21 protein-coding genes are annotated in these 23,012 nt (G+C 66.7%); 11 read left to right on the top strand and 10 right to left on the bottom strand.

All coding sequences use genetic code 11. From position 1 onward, the window contains the following. Positions 1–30: 30 nt before the first annotated feature. Entirely contained in the window at positions 31–591 is a 561-nt protein-coding gene (gene pyrE, locus AC1MEQ_RS10380) for an orotate phosphoribosyltransferase (protein ID WP_479790468.1), read from the top strand. On the opposite strand, the gene AC1MEQ_RS10375 is transcribed toward pyrE, so the two are convergent. The 6 genes from AC1MEQ_RS10375 to AC1MEQ_RS10350 form a co-directional block, all read right to left on the bottom strand. Beyond that, positions 588–1,595: a mechanosensitive ion channel family protein gene (locus tag AC1MEQ_RS10375; RefSeq protein ID WP_479790466.1), complete on the bottom strand. Its 1,008-nt coding sequence runs from the start codon at positions 1,593–1,595 to the stop codon at positions 588–590. The genes pyrE and AC1MEQ_RS10375 overlap by 4 nt on opposite strands. 131 nt (positions 1,596–1,726) lie before the next feature. Then, positions 1,727–3,271 carry a glycoside hydrolase family 3 protein gene (locus AC1MEQ_RS10370; protein ID WP_479790464.1) on the bottom strand — a complete coding sequence of 515 codons (1,545 nt, stop codon included), beginning with the start codon at positions 3,269–3,271 and terminating at the stop codon, positions 1,727–1,729. Further along, complete coding sequence (locus tag AC1MEQ_RS10365) at positions 3,216–4,100, bottom strand: hypothetical protein (protein WP_479790462.1); 885 nt, start codon at positions 4,098–4,100, stop codon at positions 3,216–3,218. Before AC1MEQ_RS10365 ends, AC1MEQ_RS10370 begins: the two co-directional genes overlap by 56 nt. Before the next feature lie 214 nt (positions 4,101–4,314). Next, entirely contained in the window at positions 4,315–5,625 is a 1,311-nt protein-coding gene (locus AC1MEQ_RS10360; protein ID WP_479790460.1) for a TRAP transporter large permease, read from the bottom strand. 2 nt (positions 5,626–5,627) lie between these two features. Continuing rightward, the gene (locus AC1MEQ_RS10355; protein WP_479790458.1) at positions 5,628–6,134 is read right to left on the bottom strand and encodes a TRAP transporter small permease; all 507 of its coding nucleotides are present in this window, start codon (positions 6,132–6,134) and stop codon (positions 5,628–5,630) included. Next, positions 6,131–7,141, bottom strand: a complete 1,011-nt coding sequence (locus tag AC1MEQ_RS10350; protein WP_479790456.1) for a TRAP transporter substrate-binding protein — start codon at positions 7,139–7,141, stop codon at positions 6,131–6,133. Before AC1MEQ_RS10350 ends, AC1MEQ_RS10355 begins: the two co-directional genes overlap by 4 nt. 179 nt (positions 7,142–7,320) lie before the next feature. Here AC1MEQ_RS10350 and AC1MEQ_RS10345 point away from each other — a divergent pair, with 179 nt between their 5' ends. Genes AC1MEQ_RS10345 through AC1MEQ_RS10325 form a run of 5 tightly spaced genes read left to right on the top strand, consistent with a single transcriptional unit; the run spans position 7,321 to position 13,048 of the window. Beyond that, positions 7,321–8,337 carry a LacI family DNA-binding transcriptional regulator gene (locus AC1MEQ_RS10345; protein ID WP_479790454.1) on the top strand — a complete coding sequence of 339 codons (1,017 nt, stop codon included), beginning with the start codon at positions 7,321–7,323 and terminating at the stop codon, positions 8,335–8,337. Between the two features lie 54 nt (positions 8,338–8,391). Further along, positions 8,392–9,801 carry a glucuronate isomerase gene (gene uxaC / locus AC1MEQ_RS10340; RefSeq protein WP_479790452.1) on the top strand — a complete coding sequence of 470 codons (1,410 nt, stop codon included), beginning with the start codon at positions 8,392–8,394 and terminating at the stop codon, positions 9,799–9,801. Beyond that, positions 9,798–11,246 (top strand): mannitol dehydrogenase family protein, encoded by a 1,449-nt coding sequence (locus tag AC1MEQ_RS10335; protein WP_479790450.1) that lies wholly within the window; start codon positions 9,798–9,800, stop codon positions 11,244–11,246. Before uxaC ends, AC1MEQ_RS10335 begins: the two co-directional genes overlap by 4 nt. Before the next feature lie 27 nt (positions 11,247–11,273). Then, positions 11,274–12,503, top strand: coding sequence for a D-mannonate dehydratase ManD (manD, locus tag AC1MEQ_RS10330; protein ID WP_479790448.1), 1,230 nt, complete (start codon positions 11,274–11,276; stop codon positions 12,501–12,503). A gap of 8 nt (positions 12,504–12,511) precedes the next feature. Continuing rightward, positions 12,512–13,048 (top strand): gluconokinase, encoded by a 537-nt coding sequence (locus tag AC1MEQ_RS10325; RefSeq protein ID WP_479790446.1) that lies wholly within the window; start codon positions 12,512–12,514, stop codon positions 13,046–13,048. Here the strand turns inward: AC1MEQ_RS10325 and AC1MEQ_RS10320 are convergent. The 3 genes from AC1MEQ_RS10320 to AC1MEQ_RS10310 all read right to left on the bottom strand — a co-directional run bounded on the left by AC1MEQ_RS10320 (position 13,045) and on the right by AC1MEQ_RS10310 (position 16,223). Further along, entirely contained in the window at positions 13,045–13,836 is a 792-nt protein-coding gene (locus AC1MEQ_RS10320) for an HAD-IIA family hydrolase (protein ID WP_479790444.1), read from the bottom strand. The genes AC1MEQ_RS10325 and AC1MEQ_RS10320 overlap by 4 nt on opposite strands. Positions 13,837–13,916: 80 nt before the next feature. Further along, positions 13,917–14,963, bottom strand: coding sequence for a magnesium and cobalt transport protein CorA (locus AC1MEQ_RS10315; RefSeq protein ID WP_479790440.1), 1,047 nt, complete (start codon positions 14,961–14,963; stop codon positions 13,917–13,919). A gap of 66 nt (positions 14,964–15,029) precedes the next feature. Next, positions 15,030–16,223 (bottom strand): TerC family protein, encoded by a 1,194-nt coding sequence (locus AC1MEQ_RS10310; protein ID WP_479790438.1) that lies wholly within the window; start codon positions 16,221–16,223, stop codon positions 15,030–15,032. A gap of 255 nt (positions 16,224–16,478) precedes the next feature. Between AC1MEQ_RS10310 and AC1MEQ_RS10305 the strand changes: the two genes are divergently transcribed. Continuing rightward, a complete protein-coding gene (locus AC1MEQ_RS10305) occupies positions 16,479–17,108 on the top strand; it encodes a TrmH family RNA methyltransferase (protein ID WP_479796109.1) in 630 nt (209 codons plus the stop codon). Between the two features lie 69 nt (positions 17,109–17,177). On the opposite strand, the gene AC1MEQ_RS10300 is transcribed toward AC1MEQ_RS10305, so the two are convergent. Beyond that, a complete protein-coding gene (locus AC1MEQ_RS10300; RefSeq protein ID WP_479796108.1) occupies positions 17,178–19,205 on the bottom strand; it encodes a PhoX family protein in 2,028 nt (675 codons plus the stop codon). Positions 19,206–19,472: 267 nt separating this feature from the next. Here AC1MEQ_RS10300 and AC1MEQ_RS10295 point away from each other — a divergent pair, with 267 nt between their 5' ends. The 4 genes from AC1MEQ_RS10295 to AC1MEQ_RS10280 all read left to right on the top strand — a co-directional run bounded on the left by AC1MEQ_RS10295 (position 19,473) and on the right by AC1MEQ_RS10280 (position 22,960). Then, entirely contained in the window at positions 19,473–20,822 is a 1,350-nt protein-coding gene (locus AC1MEQ_RS10295; RefSeq protein WP_479790436.1) for a lipase family protein, read from the top strand. A gap of 95 nt (positions 20,823–20,917) precedes the next feature. Then, entirely contained in the window at positions 20,918–21,940 is a 1,023-nt protein-coding gene (fbaA, locus tag AC1MEQ_RS10290) for a class II fructose-bisphosphate aldolase (RefSeq protein WP_479790434.1), read from the top strand. 2 nt (positions 21,941–21,942) lie between these two features. After that, positions 21,943–22,368 (top strand): DUF3151 domain-containing protein, encoded by a 426-nt coding sequence (locus tag AC1MEQ_RS10285; RefSeq protein ID WP_479790432.1) that lies wholly within the window; start codon positions 21,943–21,945, stop codon positions 22,366–22,368. A 385-nt stretch (positions 22,369–22,753) separates the two neighbouring features. After that, the gene (locus tag AC1MEQ_RS10280; RefSeq protein ID WP_479790430.1) at positions 22,754–22,960 is read left to right on the top strand and encodes a hypothetical protein; all 207 of its coding nucleotides are present in this window, start codon (positions 22,754–22,756) and stop codon (positions 22,958–22,960) included. Positions 22,961–23,012 lie beyond the last annotated feature (52 nt).

The raw sequence follows: 23,012 nt of genomic DNA, 5'->3' as shown, positions 1-23,012 counted from the left end.
GCGGGCCCGGGGCCACCTAGAATGTAGGCCATGACCTCGAACAACGACGCACGAACCCGCCTGCTCGAACTCATCCAGGAACTCGCCGTGGTCCGCGGCAAGGTCACGCTGTCCTCCGGCAAGGAAGCCGACTACTACGTGGACCTGCGGCGGATCACGCTGCACCACGAGGCCGCGCCACTGGTGGGCTCGGTCATGCTCGAACTGCTCGACGATGCCGGCATCGGCTTCACCAACGCCGGCGGACTGACCATGGGTGCCGATCCCGTGGGCACCGCCCTGATGCATGCCGCCGGTCGGGCCGGCCGCGCGGTCGACGCCTTCGTGGTCCGCAAGGCGCAGAAGTCCTACGGTATGGGCCGCCAGGTCGAGGGCCCGGACGTGGCCGGGCGCAACGTCGTCGTCCTCGAGGACACCTCCACGACCGGCGGGTCAGCGCTCACCGCCGTGGAGGGCGTGCGGAACGCAGGCGGCAACGTGGTCGCCGTGGCTGTGATCGTGGACCGCGACACCGGTTCGAAGGAACGCATCGAGGCCGAAGCCGGTGTCCCCTACCTCTTCGCGTTCGGCAAGGACGAACTCGGACTCTAGCTGCGCGGCCGGTCCGCGTCCGGATCCGGGTCGGGGTCGGCGTGGTCGGTGGTGAAGCCGGCTGGGTTCGCTGCGCGGATCACGGTCTGCTGTACCAGGGGGATCCGCACGCCGGCCTGGTCGAGGTCGACCTTGAGCTGCGCCCGCATGGCCCGGGCGACGGCCCACTGCTGCAGCGGCTGGGTGCGGAAGACCAGCCGGATGGTCATGGACTCCCCGCTCAGGTCCTGCACGCCCCAGATTTCCGGGTCATCGAGGATTTGGTGCGACCACTGCGGATCGCTCTGCAGCTTCCGCGCGGAAGCCAGGATCATCTCGCTCACCTCGGGCACGTCCGAATCGTAGGGAACCGGCACGTCGAGGACTGCGCGGGCCCAGCCCTGCGAGAAGTTGCCCACGCGCAGGATCTCACCATTGCGCACGTGCCACAGGGTGCCGTCGACGTCGCGAACCTGGGTAATGCGTAGGCCGACGGCCTCGACCGTGCCGGCCGCCTCGCCCAGATCAACGTAGTCGCCGATGCCGAACTGGTCCTCGGCCACCAGGAAGATCCCCGAGAGGTAGTCCTTGACGAGCGCCTGGGCGCCGAAGCCGAGGGCCACGCCGACGATGCCGGCGCTGGCCAGGATCGGCCCCATGTTGATGCCCACCTGGGACAGTACGGTGAGAAGCACGACGGTGGTGATGACGATCGTGGTGACCGAGCGCATCACCGAACCGACCGTTTGGGCCCGTTGGGTGCGGCGTGCGACGGCGATGGGCGACTCCTGCACCAGCCATCGGCGGCCGCCCTTTTCGGCCTTCCGTTTTTCCTTGGTCAAGGCTGCGGCCTCACCGGCGGCGATGTGTTCCGTGGTCCGGCGGATGACCCGGCGGATGATGTAGTTGAGGATCACCGCGATGACTATGATGACCACGATCTTCAACGGACGGTCCAGCCAGAACGACCAGTCCAGAAAGGGCGAGGCATCGTTGAGCGTGGGCAGGGAATCGGGAAGTGGCATGTTCCGAGGCTAGGGCGATCCGGGGAGCCGAGGCAAACCGGGTGCCGATGGTTGGCGCATGTGCCATCCCTGACGGCAACGGACGCCGTGGGATCATCGGGCAGGCCGATGATCCCACGGTGTGGAACGACCTAGTACGTCAAACCGTAGCCGAACGGATAGAGTGCACCGTCCGTGGTTTCGCCGTAGCCCGGCAGGTCGCTGTACTGCTCGCGGATGGCATCGGCCGTGCCCGCCAGTGCGAACGGCATCTTTCCCTGGGGGGCGACATGTCCCGAGAGCACGTCAAACAACGCCTTGTCCCCCATGCCGAAACCGGCGACGATCGCCCCGGCATCCCGCAATCCGCTCGCCTCGTCCATGACGAACGGCTGGCGGAAGTAGATGTGCAACACGACCTTGTTCGGGTCTTCCACCTCGGCCATGACCTGCTTGATGGTGTCCAGCGATGGGGAGATTTCCCATGATTCGGCGGCCGCCATCCCGGTGAAGTCCAGGGTTCCCGCTTCCCAAGGCAGTGCCCCGCCGTACGGAAGTCCGTCGTCGGTGCAGTCGTCAGCACCCTGGGTCACGCAGGCGTCGGCAGCCCCGAAGGGGCTTTTGCCGTCGAGCCCGTCCACGCCGTCCAGCGTGACCGGATTGGTGTGCTCTGGATTCATCCCGGACTCCGGATCGTCGCTCTTGTACGTGGCGGTGTTCCTGTTGTTCACCGTGACGTTTATGACCGCGTAATCGCTGTTCTTTGCACTCGGGCGGTCCGCAGGAGCCTCGGTGTTGCCGTTCACCACGTCGTAGCCATAGCCGGAGACGGTCTTCTCATCCGCGTCACCCAGCAAATAGACGGAGGAACCGGGATCCAAGGGCAGAACCTTGCCGCCGTCGTCCGTATCCTTGTTCTGCAACAGCACCGCCGACTTGCGCTGGACGTCCAGGCCGGTCTCATGGTGTTCCGGACTACCAATCGTCTCGGTGGCGGCCTCCGGGTCAACATAGGGGTTCTCGAACAATCCCAGGCGGAACATCGGGGTCGTCAACCTCACGGCGGCGGTTGTGACGCGCTCCTCGGTCACCAGCCCGTTCGCGACAAGGTCGGTGATCGTCTTGACGTCGTGGAATCCCGAGAGGGTGTCCGTGCCGCCGTTTACCGCAGCGGCCACGCGTTCCGGAACGCTTTTGCCCTCGAGCCCCCAAGCGCGGTCGGTGACGATGCCGGTGTCCGAATTGACGTAGCCGTCGAAGCCGAGCTTGCCCCGCAGCAGGTCGTTGACGATTTGCTTGGAGAATGCCATGCCCGTCTGGTCGTAGGTGACGCCGTCATAGGTGACGTTCACGGGTGCGCCGTAGTACGGCATGATCGCCGAGACGCCCGCATCTATGGCGGCCTTGAAGGGCTTGAGGTGTTCACCGAAGGCGCCGCCGGGGTAGACCTGCGTCTTGCCGAAAGAATAGTGGGCATCCAAGCCAAGTTCCTGCGGGCCGCCCCCGGGGAAGTGCTTCATGGTCAGCGCGACCGGGGACTGCGGGGACAGGGAGACGCCGTCGTCATCTACCGGACCCTGCAAGGTCCCCACGAGGGAGGACATGATGTTGGCATCCAGGTCCGCGTCCTCGGTGAACGTTTCATGCACCCGGTACCACCGGGGTTCGGTGGACAGGTCTGCCATGTAGCCGTACATGCCGCGTAACCCGATGGACTTCCACTCCTCTCCCAATGACCCCGGCGAAGTCTTCTACGACCTCCATGTCGCCAGTGGTGGGTTCTTGCCCCGTGCGCTGGGACTCCTGTCCCAGGGCCGCTGCAGCGATCCCGGCTTCCTTGGGGAAGGCGGTGAAGGCGCCCGCCGATTCATTGATGCCGGCCCGGGCATTGGGGTCTATGTGGTTGCGGGCGTTTGACTTGTAGAGCACCGGAATGCCCAATCTGGTGGCTTCGGCCAGCTCCTGGATGGAATTCATGTAGGTGGCGGCTTCGCCGGGGGTGAGGGAGGTGCTGGCACGGAACCCTCCGCCTGCATCCCCGCAAACGGCCTGGTCCGCGCTGGTCACGGTGTTTCGGAAGATGAAGCGGTGCATCATCTGGTCGTTGATGTATCCCGTTGCAGCAGGATCGAGAGTTCCGCGCGTCCCGGTCTCCTGGTCGCAGGCGGCATTGAGTGTGTCGATGAGCATGAGGCCGGCCTTCTCCTCGAGCGTCATCAGGGAGACCAGGTTTTCCGCACGTTTTTCGGCGGGGAGCCGCCAGTCCTCATAGGGGTCGAGCTGGCCATTGCCATTCAGGTCCTTGAAGTGCCGCCCCTTGACCTTGATGGTGTCCTTCGCCCGGGCGTCGAGTCGGGGTGGCTTGCCGTGGTTCCCCTCGTTTCCCCGGGTCTGTACTTGGGCAGTTGGACTGGCCGCCTGCGGCATGGCGGCCGCGGCCGGTAGTCCCAGGACCAGCGACAGCGGCACGGCCACGGCCGCTGCGGCGCGGTGCCGTTTTGAGGTCGGTGCGTTGAATCTTTTCATAGGGCCCTCCAGCGAGTTGGTGCGAATGATGATCACGGTGTGACGATGCGACGGCCACCGGCACGAGTCCACTGTGACCCAGAACACCCGTGGGAGGCTCGTGGTTGCCATCAGTTGCACCGAATTTGTCGATGTGCATCCAGACGTGAAAAACCCCCGCAGCCATCCGTGCCTGCGGGGGTTTTCGGCGACGAAGCCGGGGAGTTTGCTCCCGCTACGGGCCCGTCAGGCCCAGGAGCTCGGGAAGCCACATCGACAACTGCGGGATGAACGCCACGATGAAGAGCATGACGATCAAGGCGATGAAGAACGGCACCAGCGACTTGATCACCGGTTCCACCCGGAGCTTGGCGATCTTCGCGCCGACGAAGAGCACGTTGCCGACGGGCGGGGTGATCGTGCCCAGGCAGAGGTTGAACGTGACCATGATCCCGAAGTGGATCGGGTCGACTCCGAACTCGGTGACGATCGGCAGGAAGATCGGCACGAAGATCAGGATGGCCGGCGTCGGATCCATGAACGTGCCGACGATCAGCAGGATGATCATGATGAGCACCAGGATGATCGACGGGTTGTCGGTCAGGCCCAGGAGCGCGTTCGAGATGGCCGCCGGGATGCCCGAGAAGGCCATGACCCACGCCATGATCGTCGAGACGCCAACGAGGAGCATCACGATCGACGTGGTGCGGGTTGCGTCCAGGACGATCGCCGGCAGGTCCCTGACCTTCACGGCCCGATACGCGAATCCGAGGACCAGGCAGTACACGACGGCGATGGCTGCGGACTCCGTCGGGGTGAAGATGCCGGCGAGGATGCCGCCGATCACGACGACGATCATGAGGATCGACGGCACAGCGCGCCAGAGGGTGAGCATGGCCAGCTTTAACGGCACCCGCTCCGTGACACCGACGCCGGGACGGCGGCGGACATACAGCCAGACGATGAACATGCAGGCCACGGCCCACAGGATGCCCGGGATGTAGCCGGCGACGAACAAGGTGGCGATCGAGGTGCTTGAGACCAGCGAGTAGACAATCAGGGTGTTGCTTGGCGGGATCAACATGCCCGACGGGGCCGAGGCGACGTTGACGGCCGCGGAGAAATTCCGGTCATACCCTTCCTTGGCCTGCCGGGGGCCGATCACGCCGCCGACGGCTGCGGCAGACGCCACGGCTGCGCCCGAGACGGAACCGAAAAGCGCGTTGGCCACGACGTTGGTCTGTGCCAACGAACCGGGCATGCGCCCGACCAGGACCTTGGCGGCATCGATGAGCCGCCCGGCGATGCCGCCATTGTTCATCAGCACGCCGGCCAGGATGAAGAACGGGATGGCCAGCAGGGCAAACGAGTTCACCCCGGTGAACATGCGTTGGGCGGCCACGAAGGAGGCCTTTTCCATGCCGATGACCGCGGCCACGGCGACGAAGGCGGAGAACCCGACCGCGACGGCGATCGGCACGCGGGCCAGGAGGAGGACGGCAATGCCGACCACCAGGACGATTCCTGCAACGAGTGCTGCATCCATGGTCAGACCGCCTCCCTGATCTCTTCTTCGTCACTGGGCAGGCCGCGGCCGCGGGCGGCCTCGGAGATGTGGAAGAGCGAGTAGAACGTCATGATGAGGCCGGAGATGGGCAGTGCGAGGTACATGGTGCCGATGTTCACCGGCAGCCCGGAGACCTTCTGGGTCCAGGTCAGGTCGACGCCGCGCAGGCCACCCCAGACCAGGATGAGCAGGGCAAAGGCGAGAATGACGACGTTGACCGCGATTTCCATGCCGCGGGTGCCGTTGACCTTGACCAGCCGGGTCAGGAAGTCGACGGCGATGTGCTCCTTCTCGGAGAAGACCCAGGCCGACCCGAACAGGGCCAGCCAAACGAACAGGTACTGGGCCACCGACGTGGTCCAGGTGGCGGGGGAGTGGACCACTTGGCGGCTGAAGACCTGCCAGACCACGACCAGCACGAGGGCCACGAAGAGGACGATGCACAGCCAGCGCAACGCGACATCGAGCGATTTCTTGACTGCGGTCACTGGGCGGCCTCCTGGACGGCGTCGTAGAGTTCGCGGTCGGCCGGGCTCTTCAACGCGCCCTTGACCACGGGGGCGAGCGCCTTGTCGAAGGCGGCCTTGTCGACGTCGTTGAACTTCGTTCCGGAGTCCTTGGCCTGCTGGATGGCCTCGGCCGTATCCTTCTTCCACAGTTCGGTGTGCGCCGTCATGGTCTTGGCCCATTCGGCGTCGAAGGTCTTGCGGTCCTCCGGGGTCATGCCGTTGTAGGTCTCGGAGTTGATCAGCATGTAATCCAAGCCGACCAGGTGGCGAGTGCGTGCGACGTACTTGGCCACCTCATTGTGGTGCTGCGTCATGTAGGAGATTTCGTTGTTCTCCGCCCCATCGAGGACTCCGGACTGCAATGCGGTGTAGACCTCGCCATAGGACATCGGCGTCGCGGAGCCGCCCATCGCGTTGACCATGTCGATGTGGACGTCCGATTCCTGGACGCGGATCTTCATGCCATGCAAGTCGGCGGGCTTCTTGATGGGTCCGGTGACCGTGTAGAGGTTCCGGTCGCCCTGTGTCAGGCCGCCCAGCACCGTGAGGTTCTTTGGTTCCTCGAGCGAGGTGAACAGATCGCCCACGATCGACTTGTCGGTGATGACCGCCATCTGGTGGTCGATGCTCTTGAAAGTCGTCGGCAGGTTCAGCACGCCGAAGTCGGGGTTGAGGTTCTCGAGTTGGGTTCCGGAGGCGACGGCCATGTCGACCGATCCGTCGCTGACGAGCTGGATGACCTCCTGCTGCGCCCCGAGCGTCTCGTTCGGGTAGACCTTGACATCCCAGCGTCCATCGGTGGCGGTCTTGAGCCGTTCGCCGAAGTCGGTGAGTGCGATGTAGGACGGATGGGTCTCGGACTGGTTCAGCGAGAGCACCAGCGTCTTGCCGGTCTCCGCTTTCCCCGATACGCCGGAACTGCACGCGGAGAGAGCCAGCATCAAGGCCAGCCCCACGGCGCACAGGCTCAGGAAGCGCACTTTCATTCGGATCACTACTTTCTGGCCGGCGGACGATGATCGTCCACCCCGCGAAAGATTCGCGGCGGACCGGCCCCATTGACGGTACTTATGCATGATGTCTGCCACAGGGGGCGGAAAGCGACTAGTTGCCATGAGTTGCCACCGGGTTCACGTAGCGGAGCCAATGGAGCAAGATGGGGAGCATGCCCCTCATCCCGGATGCCCCGAAACCGGCGACGATCTACGATGTGGCGCGGCTGGCCGGCGTCTCTGCGTCGACGGTCTCCCGGGCTTTTGCGCGTCCGGGACGGGTCAGCTTTGCCACGGCCGAAAAGATCCGCACAGTGGCGGCGGAACTCGGCTACCGCTCGTTGGACGTCCGCCGGCCCATGGCGGAGGGGCGGGAACGACACGGCACGATTGCCCTGGTGATCGCTGACATCTCCAATCCCGTCTTCTTCGACATGATCCGCGGGGCGGAGGAGGAGGCAGCCAAGAGCGGCTACACGATGCTCTTGGCCCATACCCGGGAGTCCGGGGTGGTCGAACGCGAGGCCATCGAACGGGTCATGGGGATCGTGGACGGCATTGTCTTGAGCAGCTCTCGGATGTCCGATGCGGCGATCCGAGCGATGGCGAAACAGAAGCCGACCCTGGTGATGAACCGGGGCGTCAGCGGGGTCGCGAGCGTCGTGACCGACAATGCCCGCGGCATGCGACGTGTGGTTGAGCATCTGGGCGAACTGGGTCACCGCGACATCGCCTATCTCGCCGGACCCGAGGCTTCCTGGGCGAACGGGATGCGCTGGCGCAGCCTGAAGGAGGGTGCCTTGGAGCTGGGGTTGCGGGTGAACCTCATCGCATGCCCGGCGCCGACCCGTGACGGCGGCGGGGCCGTGGCTGAACAGGTCCTGGCCAGTGGGGCGACGGCGGTCGTGGGATACAACGACCAATTGGCCGTGGGCTTCATGCGCCGCGCCCAATCCATCGGTTACGACGTCCCCGGCGATGTCAGTGTGATCGGATTCGACAACTCGGTGGTGGCCGAACTTGCCCACCCCGGACTCACCACGGTGGCCGCCCCGCTGCATGCGTTGGGTTCCGCCGCGGTGCGCAACCTGCTCGTCATCTCCCAGGGTGGTGTCCAGATCCCCGCCCGGCCCGTGGTGCTCCCGACGCGACTGGTGGTGCGGGCCTCGACCGGCCATCCCCGGGTGTGATGCAACACATGGCAACTTGTTGCCATTGCGGTCGTCGAATCCGACGATAGAGCCATGCCTTCCTCCATTGCCAACCACCCCGACCGGTTGTTTCCGGCAGATCCCGGCGTACGTGACGTTGCGCGCCGACTCCACGCGGTTGTGGAGACCCTGCCCATCATCTCCCCGCACGGACACGTGGAGGCCGCCGTCATCGCCGACGATGTGGCCTTCCCGGACCCGACGGCCATGCTGATCAGCCCCGACCACTACGTCACGCGTCTGATGCACGCTGCGGGTGTCCCGCTGGAGAACCAGCGCGTCGGCGGCAGCACCGGCGCCACGCCCCGTGAAACCTGGCGGACGTTCTGCCGGAACTGGCCGCTGTATGACGGCACCGCCTCGGGCTATTGGCTGCGCCAGGAATTCGTCGACGTCTTCGGCATCGACGATCTGGACATCCGTGAGGAGACCGCCGACGCCGTCTACGACGCCTTGCAGCAGAAGATCGACGAGCCCGGCTTCCGCCCCCGGGCGCTCATGGACCAGTTCGGCATCGAGGTCATGGCCACCACCGACGATCCCCTGGCCGACCTCGCCGCCCACGACCGGCTGGCCGCCGACGCCACGTTCGCCCCGCGCGTGCTGCCGACCTTCCGCCCCGACGCCTACACGAAGTTCTGGGTCGACGGCTTTTCCGCCAACGCCGACCGGCTGATCCAGGCCGCAGGTGACGGTGCCACCGGCTACGACGGCTACCTCGCCGCGATGGCCAGCCGCCGCCGCTACTTCGCCGAACACGGTGCGGTCTCCTCCGACCATGGAACCCACAACGCCAACACGCTCAAGCTCGGTCGCGACGAGGCCGCCGGGCTCTTCGCCAAGGGCCTGGCTGGAACCGCGACCTTTGCCGAGGGCCTGGCCTTCGAGGCCCACATGATGTACCAGCAGGCCGCCATGGCGCTGGACGACGGCCTGGTCATGACCATGCATGCCGGCGTGCACCGCAACACGCACCCGGGAACCCTGGAGCGCTTCGGGCCCGACACCGGACACGACATCCCCTTTGGCGTCGACTTCTCCACGGGCCTGCAGCCGCTGCTGGCCGACTTCGGCACGGCCGAGGGATTCCACTTCATTCCGTTCACCATCGACGAGACGGTCTTCTCCCGCGAGATCGCCCCGCTGGCCGGGTTCTTCCCCTCGGTTTTCGTCGGCGCCCCCTGGTGGTTCCTCGACGCCCCGGACGCCATGCTGCGCTTCCGCTCCGCCGTCACCGAAACGACCGGCTTCTCCCGGTCCTCCGGCTTCATCGACGACACCCGTGCCTTCTGCTCCATCCCCGCACGCCACGATGCCTCCCGCAGGACGGAAGCGGCATTCCTGGCCCGCCTCGTCGCCGAACACCGGCTCACCGAGGAGCGCGCCGCCGAGGTCATCGTCGACCTGGTCGATGGTTCACCGCGACGGGCGTTCAAGCTGTGAGCGCCACGGAAACGGCAACGCGTCCGCTGAACGCCACGACCTACGAAGCCGGGGCGCGTCCGAAGATCCGAATCGTCCACCTGGGGCTGGGGGCCTTCCACCGCGCCCACCAGGCCTGGTACACGGAACGGGCCGGTGATGGCTGGGGCATCGCCGCCTTCACCGGACGCAGCCCCGAGGCGGCCCGGCAGCTGGCCGGACAGGACGGGCTCTACACGCTGGTCGAACGGGCTGCCGACGGTGACCGCCATGAGGTCATCGGCGCCGAGGTCGAGGCCCACGACGGGGCCGACCTCCGGACCCTGGCCACCTTGCTGGCCCACCCCGACATCGCCATCGTGACCCTGACGGTCACCGAGGCCGGGTACCGGCTGGCTCCCGGCACCGCAGGGGAGGGCCCCCGGCTGGACACCGCCGACGAGTTCGTCGCCACCGACATCTCCGCCCTGCGGGCCCACTACGAGGGCTCGAACTTCACGCTGGGAACCGGGGGCCTCGACGGCCGCATCGTGCGCACCACCGCCGGCCGCCTGCTCGTCGGCCTGGCCGCACGCCGTGCCGCGGACGGCTGGCCGATCGCCATCGTCTCCTGCGACAACCTGCCCGGAAACGGGGCCGCGGCCCGCGCCTCGGTGATGGACCTGGCCGAACTGCTCGACCCGCTGCTGGCTTCGTGGATCGACGCCAACGTCTCGTTCGTGGACAGCTCCATCGACCGGATCACCCCGCGCACCACCGACGCCGACCGGGCCGCCGTGCTCGAGGCCACCGGGTACGACGACGTGGCACCGGTGATCACCGAGCCGTTCTCCTCCTGGGTCCTGGCCGGCGACTTCCCCGCCGGACGCCCTGCCTGGGAAGCTGCCGGTGCCGTCTTCGTCGAAGACCTCGAACCCTACGAACGCCGCAAGCTGTGGCTGCTCAACGGATCGCACTCGCTCATGGCCTACGCCGGATCCCTGCGCGGCCACACGACGGTCGCCGAGGCCCTGGCCGACGAGCACGTCTCTGCGTGGATCGAGGATTTCTGGGACGCGGCGGCCCACCACCTGCAGGACCCGCAGCTGGACATCCCCGCCTACCGTGCCGCCCTGCGCGAGCGCTTCGCCAACCCGCGGATCGCCCACCACCTGGCCCAGATCGGCATGGACGGCTCGCTCAAGCTGGCCGCCCGGGCGGTCCCGGTCTATCGGGCCGAGCGTGGCGCGGGCCGCGACGGAACCGCCGCCCTGCGCCTGCTGGCCGCCTGGATGGACCGCATCGACGCCCAGCTGGCCGCCGGCGAGGACATCCACGACCCCGCTGCCGGCCCCATTACCGCGGCGGCCCACGCCGCCGGGGCCGAGCAGACCACCGCACTGCTGGCCATCGTCGACGCCGCGCTGGCTGCCGAACCGGACACGGTCTCCGCCCTCCATGCCCTCCGCGGCACCTTCACCGACTGACCACGTTCCCCGAAAGGACACCCACCCATGAAGATCACCAAGGCCGAAGTGTTCGTGACGAGCCCGTCGCGCAACTTCGTCACCCTGCGCGTCGAAACCGACGAGGGCTTCGTCGGGATCGGCGATGCGACGGTCAACGGCCGCGAACTCGCAGCCGCCAGCTACCTCAAGGAGCACGTCGTCCAGCTGCTCATCGGCAAGGACCCGCACCGCATCGAGGACACCTGGCAGTTCCTGTACCGGTCCTCCTACTGGCGCCGCGGCCCGATCACCATGGCCGCCATCGCCGCCGTCGACATGGCGCTGTGGGACATCAAGGGCAAGGTCGCCAACCTGCCGGTCTACCAGCTGCTCGGCGGAGCCTCCCGCCGCGGCCTGCGCGCCTACGGCCACGCCTCGGGCACCGACATCCCGCAGCTGTTCGACTCCATCCACGAACACCTGGAGCTCGGCTACAAGTCGATCCGCGTGCAGACCGCCATCCCCGGCATCAAGGCCGTCTACGGCGTCGCCGCCCAGACCCAGTCCTCCGGTGAGCGCTACGACTACGAGCCCGCCGGCCGCGGCGCATTCCCGCAGGAGGAGGACTGGGACACCCGCGCGTACCTGCGCCACCTGCCCACCGTCTTCGAGGCCGTGCGCAACGAATTCGGCCCCGAGATCCCGTTGCTGCACGACGGCCACCACCGCATGACCCCGATCCAGGCCGCCAAGCTGGGCAAGTCGCTGGAACCCTACGACCTGTTCTGGCTCGAGGACTGCACCCCCGCGGAGAACCAGGAGGGGCTGCGGCTGGTCCGCCAGCACACCACCACCCCGCTGGCCATCGGCGAGATCTTCAATACCGTGTGGGATTTCCAGCAGATCATCAAGGAACAGCTCATCGACTACGTGCGCGCCGCGTCCACCCACTTCGGCGGCATTTCCCCGCTGAAGAAGGTCATGGACTACGCCGCCCAGTACCAGATCAAGTCCGGCTTCCACGGCCCCACGGACATCTCGCCCATCGGTTTCGCCGCGCAGCTGCACGTCGGCCTGGCGATCCACAACTACGGCATCCAGGAGTACATGCAGCACTCGGACGCCACGAACGAGGTCTTCCACCAGTCGATGACCTTCGCCGACGGCTACCTGCACCCGGGCGACGCCCCCGGCATCGGCGTCGAGTTCGACGTCGAGGCCGCCGCCAAGTTCCCCTACCAGCAGGCCTACCTGCCCTACAACCGTCTGATCGACGGCACGGTCCACGACTGGTGAGCGCCGTGATGACCGAACCAGAAGAACAGGGCACGACGGCGATGCCCGGGGACCGCGTGGTCGTCATGGGCGTCTCGGGCAGTGGCAAGACGACGGTCGGCGAACTGCTGGCCGCCGAACTTGACGGCACCTACGTCGACGGGGATGCCCTGCATCCGGCGGCCAACATCGAGAAGATGGCCGCCGGGACCCCGCTGGACGACGACGACCGCGAACCATGGTTGCGCGAGATCGGCGCCGATCTCGGCGCCGCCGCAGCCGCGGGCCGCACTCTGGTCATCGGCTGTTCCGCGCTCAAGCGCTCCTACCGGGACCTGATCCGCGCCGCCGCTCCGGATGCCCGCTTCGTGCACCTGCACGGGACCAACGAGCTGTTGCGCGAACGCATGCAGGTCCGGCCCGGGCACTTCATGCCCGCCAGCCTGCTCGATTCGCAGCTGGCAACGCTCGAGGACCTCGGCGTCGACGAGGGCGGGCGCGTGTTCGACATCGCCGACACCCCGGCACAGCTGGCCACCGACGCCGCCGAGTGGCTCCGCGCCTAGAGCTGTTCCAGCAGTTCCGCCACCGATGGGTAGACGGCGTCGGGGCGGAAGGGGTAGCGCTTGATGTCGCCGGGCTGGGTGATCCCGGTGTGCACGAGCACCGTGTGCAACCCGGCTTCCATGCCCGCGATGATGTCGGTGTCCATCCGGTCCCCGATCATCGCCGTCGTCTCCGAGTGGGCCTCGATCCGGTTCATGGCCGAGCGGAACATCATCGGGTTGGGCTTGCCCACGACGTAGGGGGTGCGGTTCGTCGCCGTCGTGATGAGGGCGGCGACGGCGCCGGTGGCCGGCAGTGGCCCCTCGGCGGACGGCCCGGTGGCGTCGGGATTCGTGGAGATGAAGCGGGCCCCGCTGGTGATCAGGCGGATCGCCTTGGTGATCGCCTCGAAGGAATAGGTCCGCGTCTCCCCGAGGACCACGAAGTGCGGGTCCTGGTCTGTGAGGATGAAACCGGCGTCGTGCAGTGCCGTGGTGAGGCCGGCCTCGCCGATGACGAATGCCCGGCCTCCGGGCTCCTGGTGCTTGAGGAATTCCGCCGTCGCCATCGCCGAGGTCCAGAGGTTCTCCTCGGGGACCACCAGGCCCGACGCGTTCAGGCGTGCACAGAGGTCACGCGGGGTGTAGATCGAGTTGTTCGTCAGCACCAGGAACCGCTTGGAGGTGTCCACCCACCGCTCGATGAGCTCCGCGGCCCCGGGGATGGCCTGGTTTTCGTGCACCAGCACGCCGTCCATGTCCGTGAGCCAGCATTCGATGTCCGCCGGGGTTCGGCCGTTTTCGTTCATGGTCATCCTCTTCTGCCTCGGGTGCCTCTTCATCGGTCCTGGGTCCACGCTATCCCGCGGCGGCGCGTCCGCGCCCGGGCTCACAACCACTTGTTGTGCTTGAAGACCACATACAACCCGACGCTCAGCCCGAGCATGAGGACCAGCGCCGCCGGGTACCCCCAGGGGAACGCGAGCTCGGGCATGTTGTCGAAGTTCATGCCGTAGATGCTGCCGATCAGGCTGGGCGCGAAGAGGATCGCCGCCCAGGAGGAGATCTTCTTCATCTGCTCATTCTGCGCGACCCCGGCCTCGGCCGCCTGCTGCGAGACGAGCGTCGAACTCAGCGACAACGCATTCGCGAGCAGGGAACGGAACGAGGCGATGCGTTCGGAGACGCGGATGGCGTGGTCCTGGACGTCCACCATCCGGTGGTCCAGTTCCAGGACGCCTTCGTCGGCCGTTCCCTGGCGGGCCGACTGCTCCATGCCCTCGATCGGCTGCCCGCCGCCGAGGTCGCGGCGCAGCACGGTCAGGATGCGTTCCAGCGGCAGCGTCGCCCGTTGCAGCTCGATGACCTCGCGGGAGAGCTCGTAGATGCGCCGGGAGACGTTCGGGTTGCCGGAGAAGAGCTGGTCGTCGATCTCATCGATGTCGTTGGAGAGCCCATCGACGACGGGCTCGTACTCGTCGACGACCTGGTCGACCACCGCGTAGAGGACGGCCCGCGGCCCCAGGGCCAGCAGATCGGGTTCCTCCTGCTCCATCCGATGCCGCACCTTGGCCAGATCGGGGGACTCGGCGTGCCGGACCGTGACCACGAAGTCCTCGCCGATGTAGATGTGCAGCTCGCCGAACTCGACCTTCTCGACGTCGTCCAGGTAGCGGGCCGGACGCAACACCAGCAGGGAATGGTCGCCGTAATGGTCCAGCTTGGCCCGCTGGTGGCCCTTCAACGTGTCCTCGACGGCCAGGGCATGCAGCCCCAGCTCGTCGGCGACCGCCTGCAACTCGTCCTCACTGGGCCGGTAGAGCCCCAGCCACGCCATGCCGGAGTGCTCACGCATCCACTGCACCGTGTGACCCAACTCCGCCGGATCCTGCACCCGCTGCCCGTTGACGTAGATCCCGTTATCGACAATCGCCATGACCACCTCCAGCGCACCAGTCTGCCACCGCGGGGGCGGGTCGCGGGCAACGCCGGCCGCCGGGCATCAGCGGGTCGCGGTCCCGAGCTCGTCGTGGCGCTCGTGGACCGCGGCGACCTGGGTGCGGATCGCCTCGACGTCCTTGGCCTTGTCCCGGTATTTCTGGTCCATGGCCTCGATGCCGCGTTCCTCCTCGAGGAGCAGCCGGTAGATCCGTTCGCGCTCGCCCGCATCTTCGGTGTATCCGAGGTCCAGGTAGTTCTCCGCGTGGCGGCGGGCGTTGTTGATCGCGGTCTGTGCCTTGCCCATGGGGGAAACCAGGGAGGCGATGACGGTGACGACCAGGATGCCGACGATGACCGCCAGGGAGAAGCCCGTGCTGATCTCGATGACGTTGACGTGCCCGCCGTCGTTGATGAAGGGCAGGTTGTTCTCGTGCAGGGCGTGCAGGAACAGCTTGACGCCGATGAACGCCAGGATCCCCGCCAGCCCAATCGAGAGGTAGATCAGCCGGTCCAGCAGCCCGTCGAGCAGGAAGTACAGCTGGCGCAACCCCATCAGCGAGAAGGCCGTCGCGGTGAAGACGATGTAGACGTTCTGGGTCAGCCCGTAGATCGCCGGGATCGAATCCAGGGCGAACAGGATGTCGGTGCCGCCGATCGCCACCATGACCAGCAGCATGGGCGTGAGCGCCTTCTTGCCGTTGACCACAGTGAAGAGCTTGTCGCCGTCGTAGTCGTCGGAGGTGTGCATGAAGCGCTTGGCCAGGCGGATGATGAAGTTGTTCGCCTGGTCGTCCTCGTGGCTGCCGGGCTTGAGCAGGTTCCCGGCGGTGAGCAGCAGGATCAGCCCGAAGATGTAGAAGATCCAGGACCAGGCGTTGATCAGCGCGGCGCCGGCGAAGATGAAGCCCGTGCGGGCGATCAGGGCGAAGACGATGCCGAACAGGAGCACCTTCTGCTGGTCCTCGCGCGGGACCTTGAAGCTGGCGATGATCACCAGGAACACGAACAGGTTGTCGACCGAGAGGGCCTTTTCGGTGATGTAGCCGGCGAAGTACTCTCCACCCATCGTCCCGCCGCCGAAGACCAGCACCAGGATGCCGAAGACGACGGCGATGCCGACGTAGATGGAGGACCAGATCGCCGCTTCCTTCAGCTGCGGCACATGGGCCTTGCGGATGTGGAAGAAGTAGTCGAAGGCGAGCAGGCCCAGGATGACGACGATCGTCGCCAGCCAGATCCAGAGGGGAACGGTCACGGGTAGTCCTTTGCGTTGGGGCGATGGGACCGCGAGTCTCTCCTCCGGCCGCCCGTAGGCGCCGTCCGCCGCGGCCGGCGGGGTTGCGGAACCCTGCGTGTTGACGGCCTGGGCGCGGGGGGATACTCCCTCACGTTCTGTCCCATCCTATCAAAGGGGGCGGCGGTGGCGTGCGCAGACTACGCTGGCACGGTGGACGAACCAGCATCCCGGCCCGAGGCCGCAGCACCCGAGGCCCTCCTTCCCGACGGCGCGGTGACGGAGGCCGCCGTGCCAGAGGTCGGCCTCGGCCCGTGGGAGGGCGAGTGGCCGGAGGGGGACCACTGGGATCCGGTGCTGCTGCGCGACGGGGACCGCCGCAACGTCGCCGACAAGTACCGCTACTGGCTGCACGAGGCCATCGTCGCCGACCTGGACACCCGTCGGCACGATTTCCACATCGCCATCGAGAACTGGCAGCACGACATGAACATCGGCACCGTCGTGCGCACCGCCAACGCGTTCCTGGCCAAGGAGGTCCACATCATCGGACGACGCCGGTGGAACCGCCGCGGGGCGATGGTCACCGACCGCTACCAGCATGTGCGCCACCACCCGACGGTCCAGGACTTCGTGGCCTGGGCGCAGGGGGAGGGCCTGGAGGTCATCGGCATCGACATCTTCCCGGACTCCGAGCAGCTGGAGACGTACGATCTGCCGCGCAACTGCGTGCTGGTCTTCGGCCAGGAGGGCCCGGGCCTGAGCGCGGAGGTGCACGCGGCGGCGAAGACCACGTTGAGCATCGAGCAGTTCGGCTCGACCCGCTCCATCAACGCCGCCTCTGCGGCGGCCATCGCCATGCACGCCTGGATCCGCCGGCACGTCTTCTCCCAGCCAACGGGCTGAACCAGTACGACGCCGGTGCCTCCCGATGTTCGAAGGAGGCGCCGGCGTCGTCCATGGTTCCGGGGTGCCCTACTTCGTGGCGTAGACCTGCACGATCGAGGGGCGCGGGGCGCGCACCTCGCCGGCTGCCGGGCGTGCCTCGGAGGGCACGTAGTCCGGGAAGTACGAGCGGATCTCCGTGGGGGAGCCGTCCTCGCCCGGGTGCTGGACCGCGACGTAGACCATCGACTCGTCGTCGTGGATGACCGGACCGCAGGTCTCCGCGTCACGCGGCACGGAGAGGAACTGCTCGACCTTTCCGCGGTTTTTGCCGTCGACGGTGACCTTGAACAGGCCGTCGTTGTAGCCGATCCCGTCCGGGGCGCCGTCGGTGGAAATCCACAGGTTGCCCTCGGAGTCGAAGGCGACGTTGTCGGGGCAGGAGATCGGGGAGACCTGGTCGGCCGGGAAGCCGCTGAAGTAGGTCGCGTCGCCCTGGGCGGGATCGCCGCAGAGCATCAGCAGGTCCCAGTTGAACCGCGTCGAGGTGTGGTCGCCGCGGCGCTCGGTGATCTCCACGATGTGCCCGTCGCGGTTCTCGGTGCGCGGGTTGGCCTCGTCGGCCTTCGCGTTGGCGCCGGCGCCGCGGTTGGAGTTGTTGGTGCAGGCGACGTAGATCTTGCCGGACTTCAGGCTCGGCTCCACGTCCTCGCACCGGTCCATCTTGGTGGCCCCGACCTCGTCGGCGGCCAGACGGGTGAAGACCAGCACCTGTTCGACGCTCATGCCCTCGACCCGGCTCCTGCCGTCCTCGACGAGCGGGATCCAGCGGCCGGAACCGTCGAACGTGCCGTCTGAGGGGACATCTCCCGAACCGTCGATCTCGCCCTCGGACGTACCGGCGAAGCGGGCCACGTACAGGTCGCCCTCGGTCAGCAGGGTCATGTTGTGGCGGCGGTCGTTCTTGCGGTACGTGCGCTTGGAGACGAACTTGTAGAGGTAGTCAAAGCGCTCGTCATCGCCCATGTAGGCCACCACGTGCCCGTTGTCGGCGACGATGACATTGGCCCCCTCGTGCTTGAACCGGCCCATGCTGGTGTGCTTGGCCGGCGTCGAGTTCGGGTTTTCCGGGTCGATCTCCACGATGTAGCCGAAACGGTTCGGCTCGTTGGCGAAGTCCTCCCCGCGCGCGTCGAAGCGCGGGTCCTCGCGCTCCCAGCCCATGCCCGTGGCCTTGTTTTCCAGCCCGTAGCGCTTGTCCTCGGCCGAGGTGCCGGCGGTGCGGAAGAAGCCGTTGAAGTTCTCCTCGCCCGAGAGGATCGTGCCCCACGGGGTGGTGCCGCCGGAGCAGTTGCCCAGCGTGCCCTCGACGAAGCGTCCGCGGCGGTCGCGCTTGGTCTTGAGCAGGGCGGAACCCGCGGCCGGACCGGTCAGTTCGAACTCGGTGTCCAGCGTGATCCTGCGGTTCTTGTGGGCGCCGCGGACATAGTCCCAGGGCTGGCCGCGTTCCTTTCGCTTCAGCTCGACGACGCTGAGGCCGACAGCGCTGCGGAAGATGTTGCGCCGCTGGCGCTCCTCGGCGGCGTTGGCCGGCGCGGCGGGGAACATGATCTCGGGGTTCACGTACTCGTGGTTGCACACCAGGACGGCCTTCTTGCCGTTCCGGGACCGGATGATGTCCGTGTAGTCGTTGTTGTAGCCGAACTGCAGGGCCTGCGCCTTGGGCGTCTGGCGGTCGAAGTCGAACTCCGGGGACTGGTTGAACAGCGGGTCGCCCCAGCGCAGCAAGGGGGCCCATTCGAAGCCCTCGGGGACGTCGAAGACGTCGACCTTGGCGTCGACCGGCTTGATGGCCTCGAAGGCCAGCCGGCCCGGACGATGCCGCTTGGCGGAAGCCCCCGCTGCGGCAGCCGGGTCCGCACCTCCGACGGCGACGACCGCTGCGGCCAGCGCACCGGCGGCTCCCACCCCGAGCGCGGAACGGCGGGAAAATTCGGTCGAGGCGATGTCGCGGAAGTAGCTGTTGGACGACGTGTTGCATACGGCCTTGGAGCAGGCGTTGTCGCACTTCAATGCGCAGGTCACCGGGCTGCGCTTGCCGCGCGTGTGTCCGAGCATGGGCAGGAATGTCTTCGTATCGGCGTTCACGGTGGGCCTTCCTTCGGCGGTGCGGGATCGGGACCACCCTGTCAGGACCAGCTGAATCCCCGGGGCAGGGCAGTTGAACGCCCCGTGAACGAATGGAGTTCGGCCGGGGTCTTCCCCTGTGTCGATTTCTGACTTAGTCTGTGATGCGGATCACTTGTTACTCACTAGTAATAACTGGATCGTGTCAAGACACCCCCCGCGGACGTCGGGCCGCGGTCCCCTCGCAAAGGAGCGAACATGACCCCTGCCCAGCACACCCCGGTCCGCCGTCGTCTCCGACTGGCGTTGTCCTGTGTCGCGGTATCCACCCTGCTGCTTTCCGGAACCGGCGTGGCCGTTGCCGCGCCTGCCGCGTCAACCGGCTCCGACCTGTCCTCGATCGAGAAGTCCGATGCCGCCGGAAGCGGGGATGTCCAACGGCAGGAGGCCCTGGAGCAGTTGGCACAAACGGTCGACCCGGACTTCTACACCCCGCCGGCCACGCTTCCCGCGGCCAATGGAACTCCGGTGCGCAGCGAGGCGGCGGACTTCTACCTGGATCCGATCCGGCTCATCCGCCCGGCGGCGACCGCCACGCGCATCATGTACAAGTCGACCGACGCGCACGACCAGCCGATGGCGGTAACCGGAACGGTGCTGGTGCCGAAGAAGGCCTGGAGCAGCACGGGATCCCGTCCGCTCATCGGGTACGCGGTAGGCACCCAGGGCGTGGCGGACAAATGCGCCCCGTCCCGGCAGATGGGTGTGGGCCAGGAATACGAGGGCCCGATGATCTCCGCGCTGCTGGACGCCGGCTACGCACTTTCCATCACCGACTACGAGGGGCTGGGCACGCCCGGGAAGCACACCTATATGGGGCGTGCCTCCCAGGGGCACGCCGTGATCGACTCCGTACGTGCGGCCCAACAGCTCGGTTTGGCGGGAATCGGTGCCAAGAACCCCGTCGCCTTCGTCGGGTATTCCCAGGGCGGCGGTGCCAGCGCATCCGCCGCCGAATTGGCCGCCGACTATGCTCCGGCGCTGAATCTCAAGGGCGCCTATGCCGGAGCCGTTCCGGCGGACCTGGTCGCCGTGGCCAAGAACCTCGACCGGAGCCTCTACACCGCCTTCCTGTTGTACGCCGTATCCGGGCTCGGGGCCACAGACGCGGATCTGGACCCGCCGGAGTACCTCAATGCCGAGGGGATGAGGGAACTCGAGGGGGCCGAAGGCGACTGCACTGTCGAGGCGCTGGGCAAACACGCCTTCCTGGACACCGCGGATTTGACTCGCTCCGGTGAATCACTGGAAACCGTCATGGCCCGGGACAAGTTCAAGACGGTGGTCGAGAACCAGAAGATCGGCAACGGCCGCAAGCCCGCAGTCCCCGTGCTCCTGTCCCACAGCCTGTTCGATGACGTGATCCCCTACAAGACCGGCCGCGACCTGGCCGAGCGCTGGTGCGCCCAGGGTGCCAACGTCTCGTGGAATACAACCGTCGGCCCGACCCACATCGGGGGATACGTCGCCGCTTTGCCCGCGACCCTGTTCTTCCTGAAACAACGGTTTGCGGGAAAGAACCAGCTCTCCAGCTGCTGGCGGATCTGAGGGCGTCATCTGCGGGTGTGGCGTTGATCGCATGTCGGTAGGATGGGCCGTAGCCAACGATGTCTACTCCCTGCCCAACTCATGAAGGAGTCAGCGTGCCTCTTGCAACCCCGGAAAAGTACAACGCCATGATCGACGCGGCGAAGGCGGACGGCTACGCCTTCCCCGCGGTCAACGTGACGTCCTCGCAGACCCTGAACGCCGCCATCCGCGGTTTCGCCGAGGCCGAGTCAGACGGCATCATCCAGGTCTCGACCGGAGGCGCGGCCTACTGGTCCGGGTCGTCGGTCAAGGACATGGTGGTCGGCTCGCTGGGCTTCGCCGCCTTCGCGAAGGAAGTCGCCAAGAGCTACGGCGTCAATGTCGCCCTGCATACCGACCACTGCCCGGCGGACAAGCTCGAGGGCTTCGTGCTGCCGCTGCTGGCCGCCTCCGAAGCCGAGGTGAAGGCCGGCCGCGACCCGATCTTCAACTCCCACATGTGGGACGGATCGGCCGAAACCCTCGAGGAGAACCTGCGTATCGCAGCCGAGCTGCTGCCGCGCTCGGCTGCGGCCAAGCAGATCCTCGAGGTGGAGATCGGCACCGTCGGCGGTGAAGAGGACGGCGTGGAGAACGCCATCAACGAAAAGCTCTACACCACGGTCGGTGACGCCATGGCCACCATCGACGCGCTCGGTGCCGGGGAGAACGGCCGCTACATCACAGCGCTGACCTTCGGCAATGTCCATGGGGTCTACAAGCCCGGTGGCGTGAAGCTGCGCCCGGAGATCCTCAAGGAGATCCAGGCCGAGGTCGGTGCCAAGCTCGGCAAGGACAAGCCGTTCGACCTGGTCTTCCATGGTGGATCCGGTTCGTCCGAGCAGGAGATCGCCGACGCCGTCTCCTACGGCGTGATCAAGATGAACATCGATACGGACACGCAGTACGCGTTTACCCGTCCGGTGGCCGGGCACATGCTCTCCAATTACGACGGCGTGCTGAAGATCGACGGCGAGGTCGGCAACAAGAAGACCTACGACCCCCGTGTCTGGGGTGCCGCTGCGGAAACCAGCATGGCGGCACGCATCGTGGAGGCCGCCCAACGCCTGGGCTCTGCCGGGAAGACGCTGAAGTAGCCATGAGCGACGAACTCGGACGCAACCTGCTCGGCATCCCCGAGACCCTGCTCTCGCCCGAAGAGGAAGTGGATGCACGCCTCGCGGCCGGCGACGAACCGGTCGACGTGGTGGCGCAATTCCCCGCCTCCTCACTGGCGTGGTCGCTGCTCGCCGACGAGGCCTACGACGAAGGCCGCACGGTCGAGTCGTACGCCTTTGCACGCGTGGGGTACCACCGCGGCCTCGACGCGCTGCGCCACGCCGGCTGGCGTGGCCAGGGCCCGGTCCCGTACTCGCATGAACCCAATCGTGGTTTCCTGCGCTCGCTGTATGCACTCCAGCGGGCCGCCGCCGCCATCGGCGAGGCCAGCGAAGTCGACCGCATCGGCAAATTCCTCAACGACTCCGACCCGACGGCAGCAAAAACGATCGCCGACGGGGAGTAGCTCGAAGGCCCGGTCATTTATCAAAACGGCACAAAGACGCCGCGATGGGGGAGTCCTCCCCCTCGCGGCGGCTTTGTCTTGACCGTAGCGTGAAACCTCTGAGGACATCATCGAACGAATCGGAGGAGCAGGCCCATGGCACTGGACGGGTAGAAGATCAACGTCGGAACAGCGACGTCGATCGTCCGTAAGGCCCAGGACGACGTCGACCTCCTCGAGAGCAAGGACCCCCCTGACGACTTCCTTCACGGAAGCGGCAGCGGCATGCGACCACATCGACATTGGTGAAGCACTCGATGGCCTGCGCTGCGAGTTCCTGGGCCGCTGCTGGAAGCCGGCAAGAACGCCGGAAATTCCATTTGCGGAAACACGCTGGCGACGATCGATGCCCCACGGCGCGAACGACGTCATGGAACAGGCCTGGAACCAGCAGTGGTTCATGTGGCATATCGAGGCCGAAGGCGATCCTACGACGATCGAGGCCGTCACGTACGTCAACGCGGGGGTCCGCGGAAACTACCGCATCGGTCGGATGGAGGACCCGGCGACCGGCACGGACAAGCCGGGAATGTGGGCCATGGACAGCTCGTAAATGCTGCGGCAGCTCGAGGACGTGCGGCAGGGGGTGGCCTTCGGTCGTGAGG

The sequence above is a fragment of the Arthrobacter sp. ASL1 genome, from assembly GCF_056680475.1.
Note: the sequence above shows the minus strand (reverse complement) of the source record. Positions and strands in the feature narration are given on the sequence as shown.

What these genes read in the sequence shown, in the direction of transcription:
- pyrE (WP_479790468.1), top strand. Translation starts at nt 31, where the DNA reads ATGACCTCGAACAACGACGCACGAACCCGCCTGCTCGAACTCATCCAG.
- AC1MEQ_RS10375 (WP_479790466.1), bottom strand. Translation starts at nt 1,595, where the DNA reads ATGCCACTTCCCGATTCCCTGCCCACGCTCAACGATGCCTCGCCCTTT.
- AC1MEQ_RS10370 (WP_479790464.1), bottom strand. Translation starts at nt 3,271, where the DNA reads ATGTACGGCTACATGGCAGACCTGTCCACCGAACCCCGGTGGTACCGG.
- AC1MEQ_RS10365 (WP_479790462.1), bottom strand. Translation starts at nt 4,100, where the DNA reads ATGAAAAGATTCAACGCACCGACCTCAAAACGGCACCGCGCCGCAGCG.
- AC1MEQ_RS10360 (WP_479790460.1), bottom strand. Translation starts at nt 5,625, where the DNA reads ATGGATGCAGCACTCGTTGCAGGAATCGTCCTGGTGGTCGGCATTGCC.
- AC1MEQ_RS10350 (WP_479790456.1), bottom strand. Translation starts at nt 7,141, where the DNA reads ATGAAAGTGCGCTTCCTGAGCCTGTGCGCCGTGGGGCTGGCCTTGATG.
- AC1MEQ_RS10345 (WP_479790454.1), top strand. Translation starts at nt 7,321, where the DNA reads ATGCCCCTCATCCCGGATGCCCCGAAACCGGCGACGATCTACGATGTG.
- uxaC (WP_479790452.1), top strand. Translation starts at nt 8,392, where the DNA reads ATGCCTTCCTCCATTGCCAACCACCCCGACCGGTTGTTTCCGGCAGAT.
- manD (WP_479790448.1), top strand. Translation starts at nt 11,274, where the DNA reads ATGAAGATCACCAAGGCCGAAGTGTTCGTGACGAGCCCGTCGCGCAAC.
- AC1MEQ_RS10325 (WP_479790446.1), top strand. Translation starts at nt 12,512, where the DNA reads ATGACCGAACCAGAAGAACAGGGCACGACGGCGATGCCCGGGGACCGC.
- AC1MEQ_RS10320 (WP_479790444.1), bottom strand. Translation starts at nt 13,836, where the DNA reads ATGAACGAAAACGGCCGAACCCCGGCGGACATCGAATGCTGGCTCACG.
- AC1MEQ_RS10315 (WP_479790440.1), bottom strand. Translation starts at nt 14,963, where the DNA reads ATGGCGATTGTCGATAACGGGATCTACGTCAACGGGCAGCGGGTGCAG.
- AC1MEQ_RS10300 (WP_479796108.1), bottom strand. Translation starts at nt 19,205, where the DNA reads ATGCTCGGACACACGCGCGGCAAGCGCAGCCCGGTGACCTGCGCATTG.
- AC1MEQ_RS10295 (WP_479790436.1), top strand. Translation starts at nt 19,473, where the DNA reads ATGACCCCTGCCCAGCACACCCCGGTCCGCCGTCGTCTCCGACTGGCG.
- AC1MEQ_RS10285 (WP_479790432.1), top strand. Translation starts at nt 21,943, where the DNA reads ATGAGCGACGAACTCGGACGCAACCTGCTCGGCATCCCCGAGACCCTG.
- AC1MEQ_RS10280 (WP_479790430.1), top strand. Translation starts at nt 22,754, where the DNA reads ATGCCCCACGGCGCGAACGACGTCATGGAACAGGCCTGGAACCAGCAG.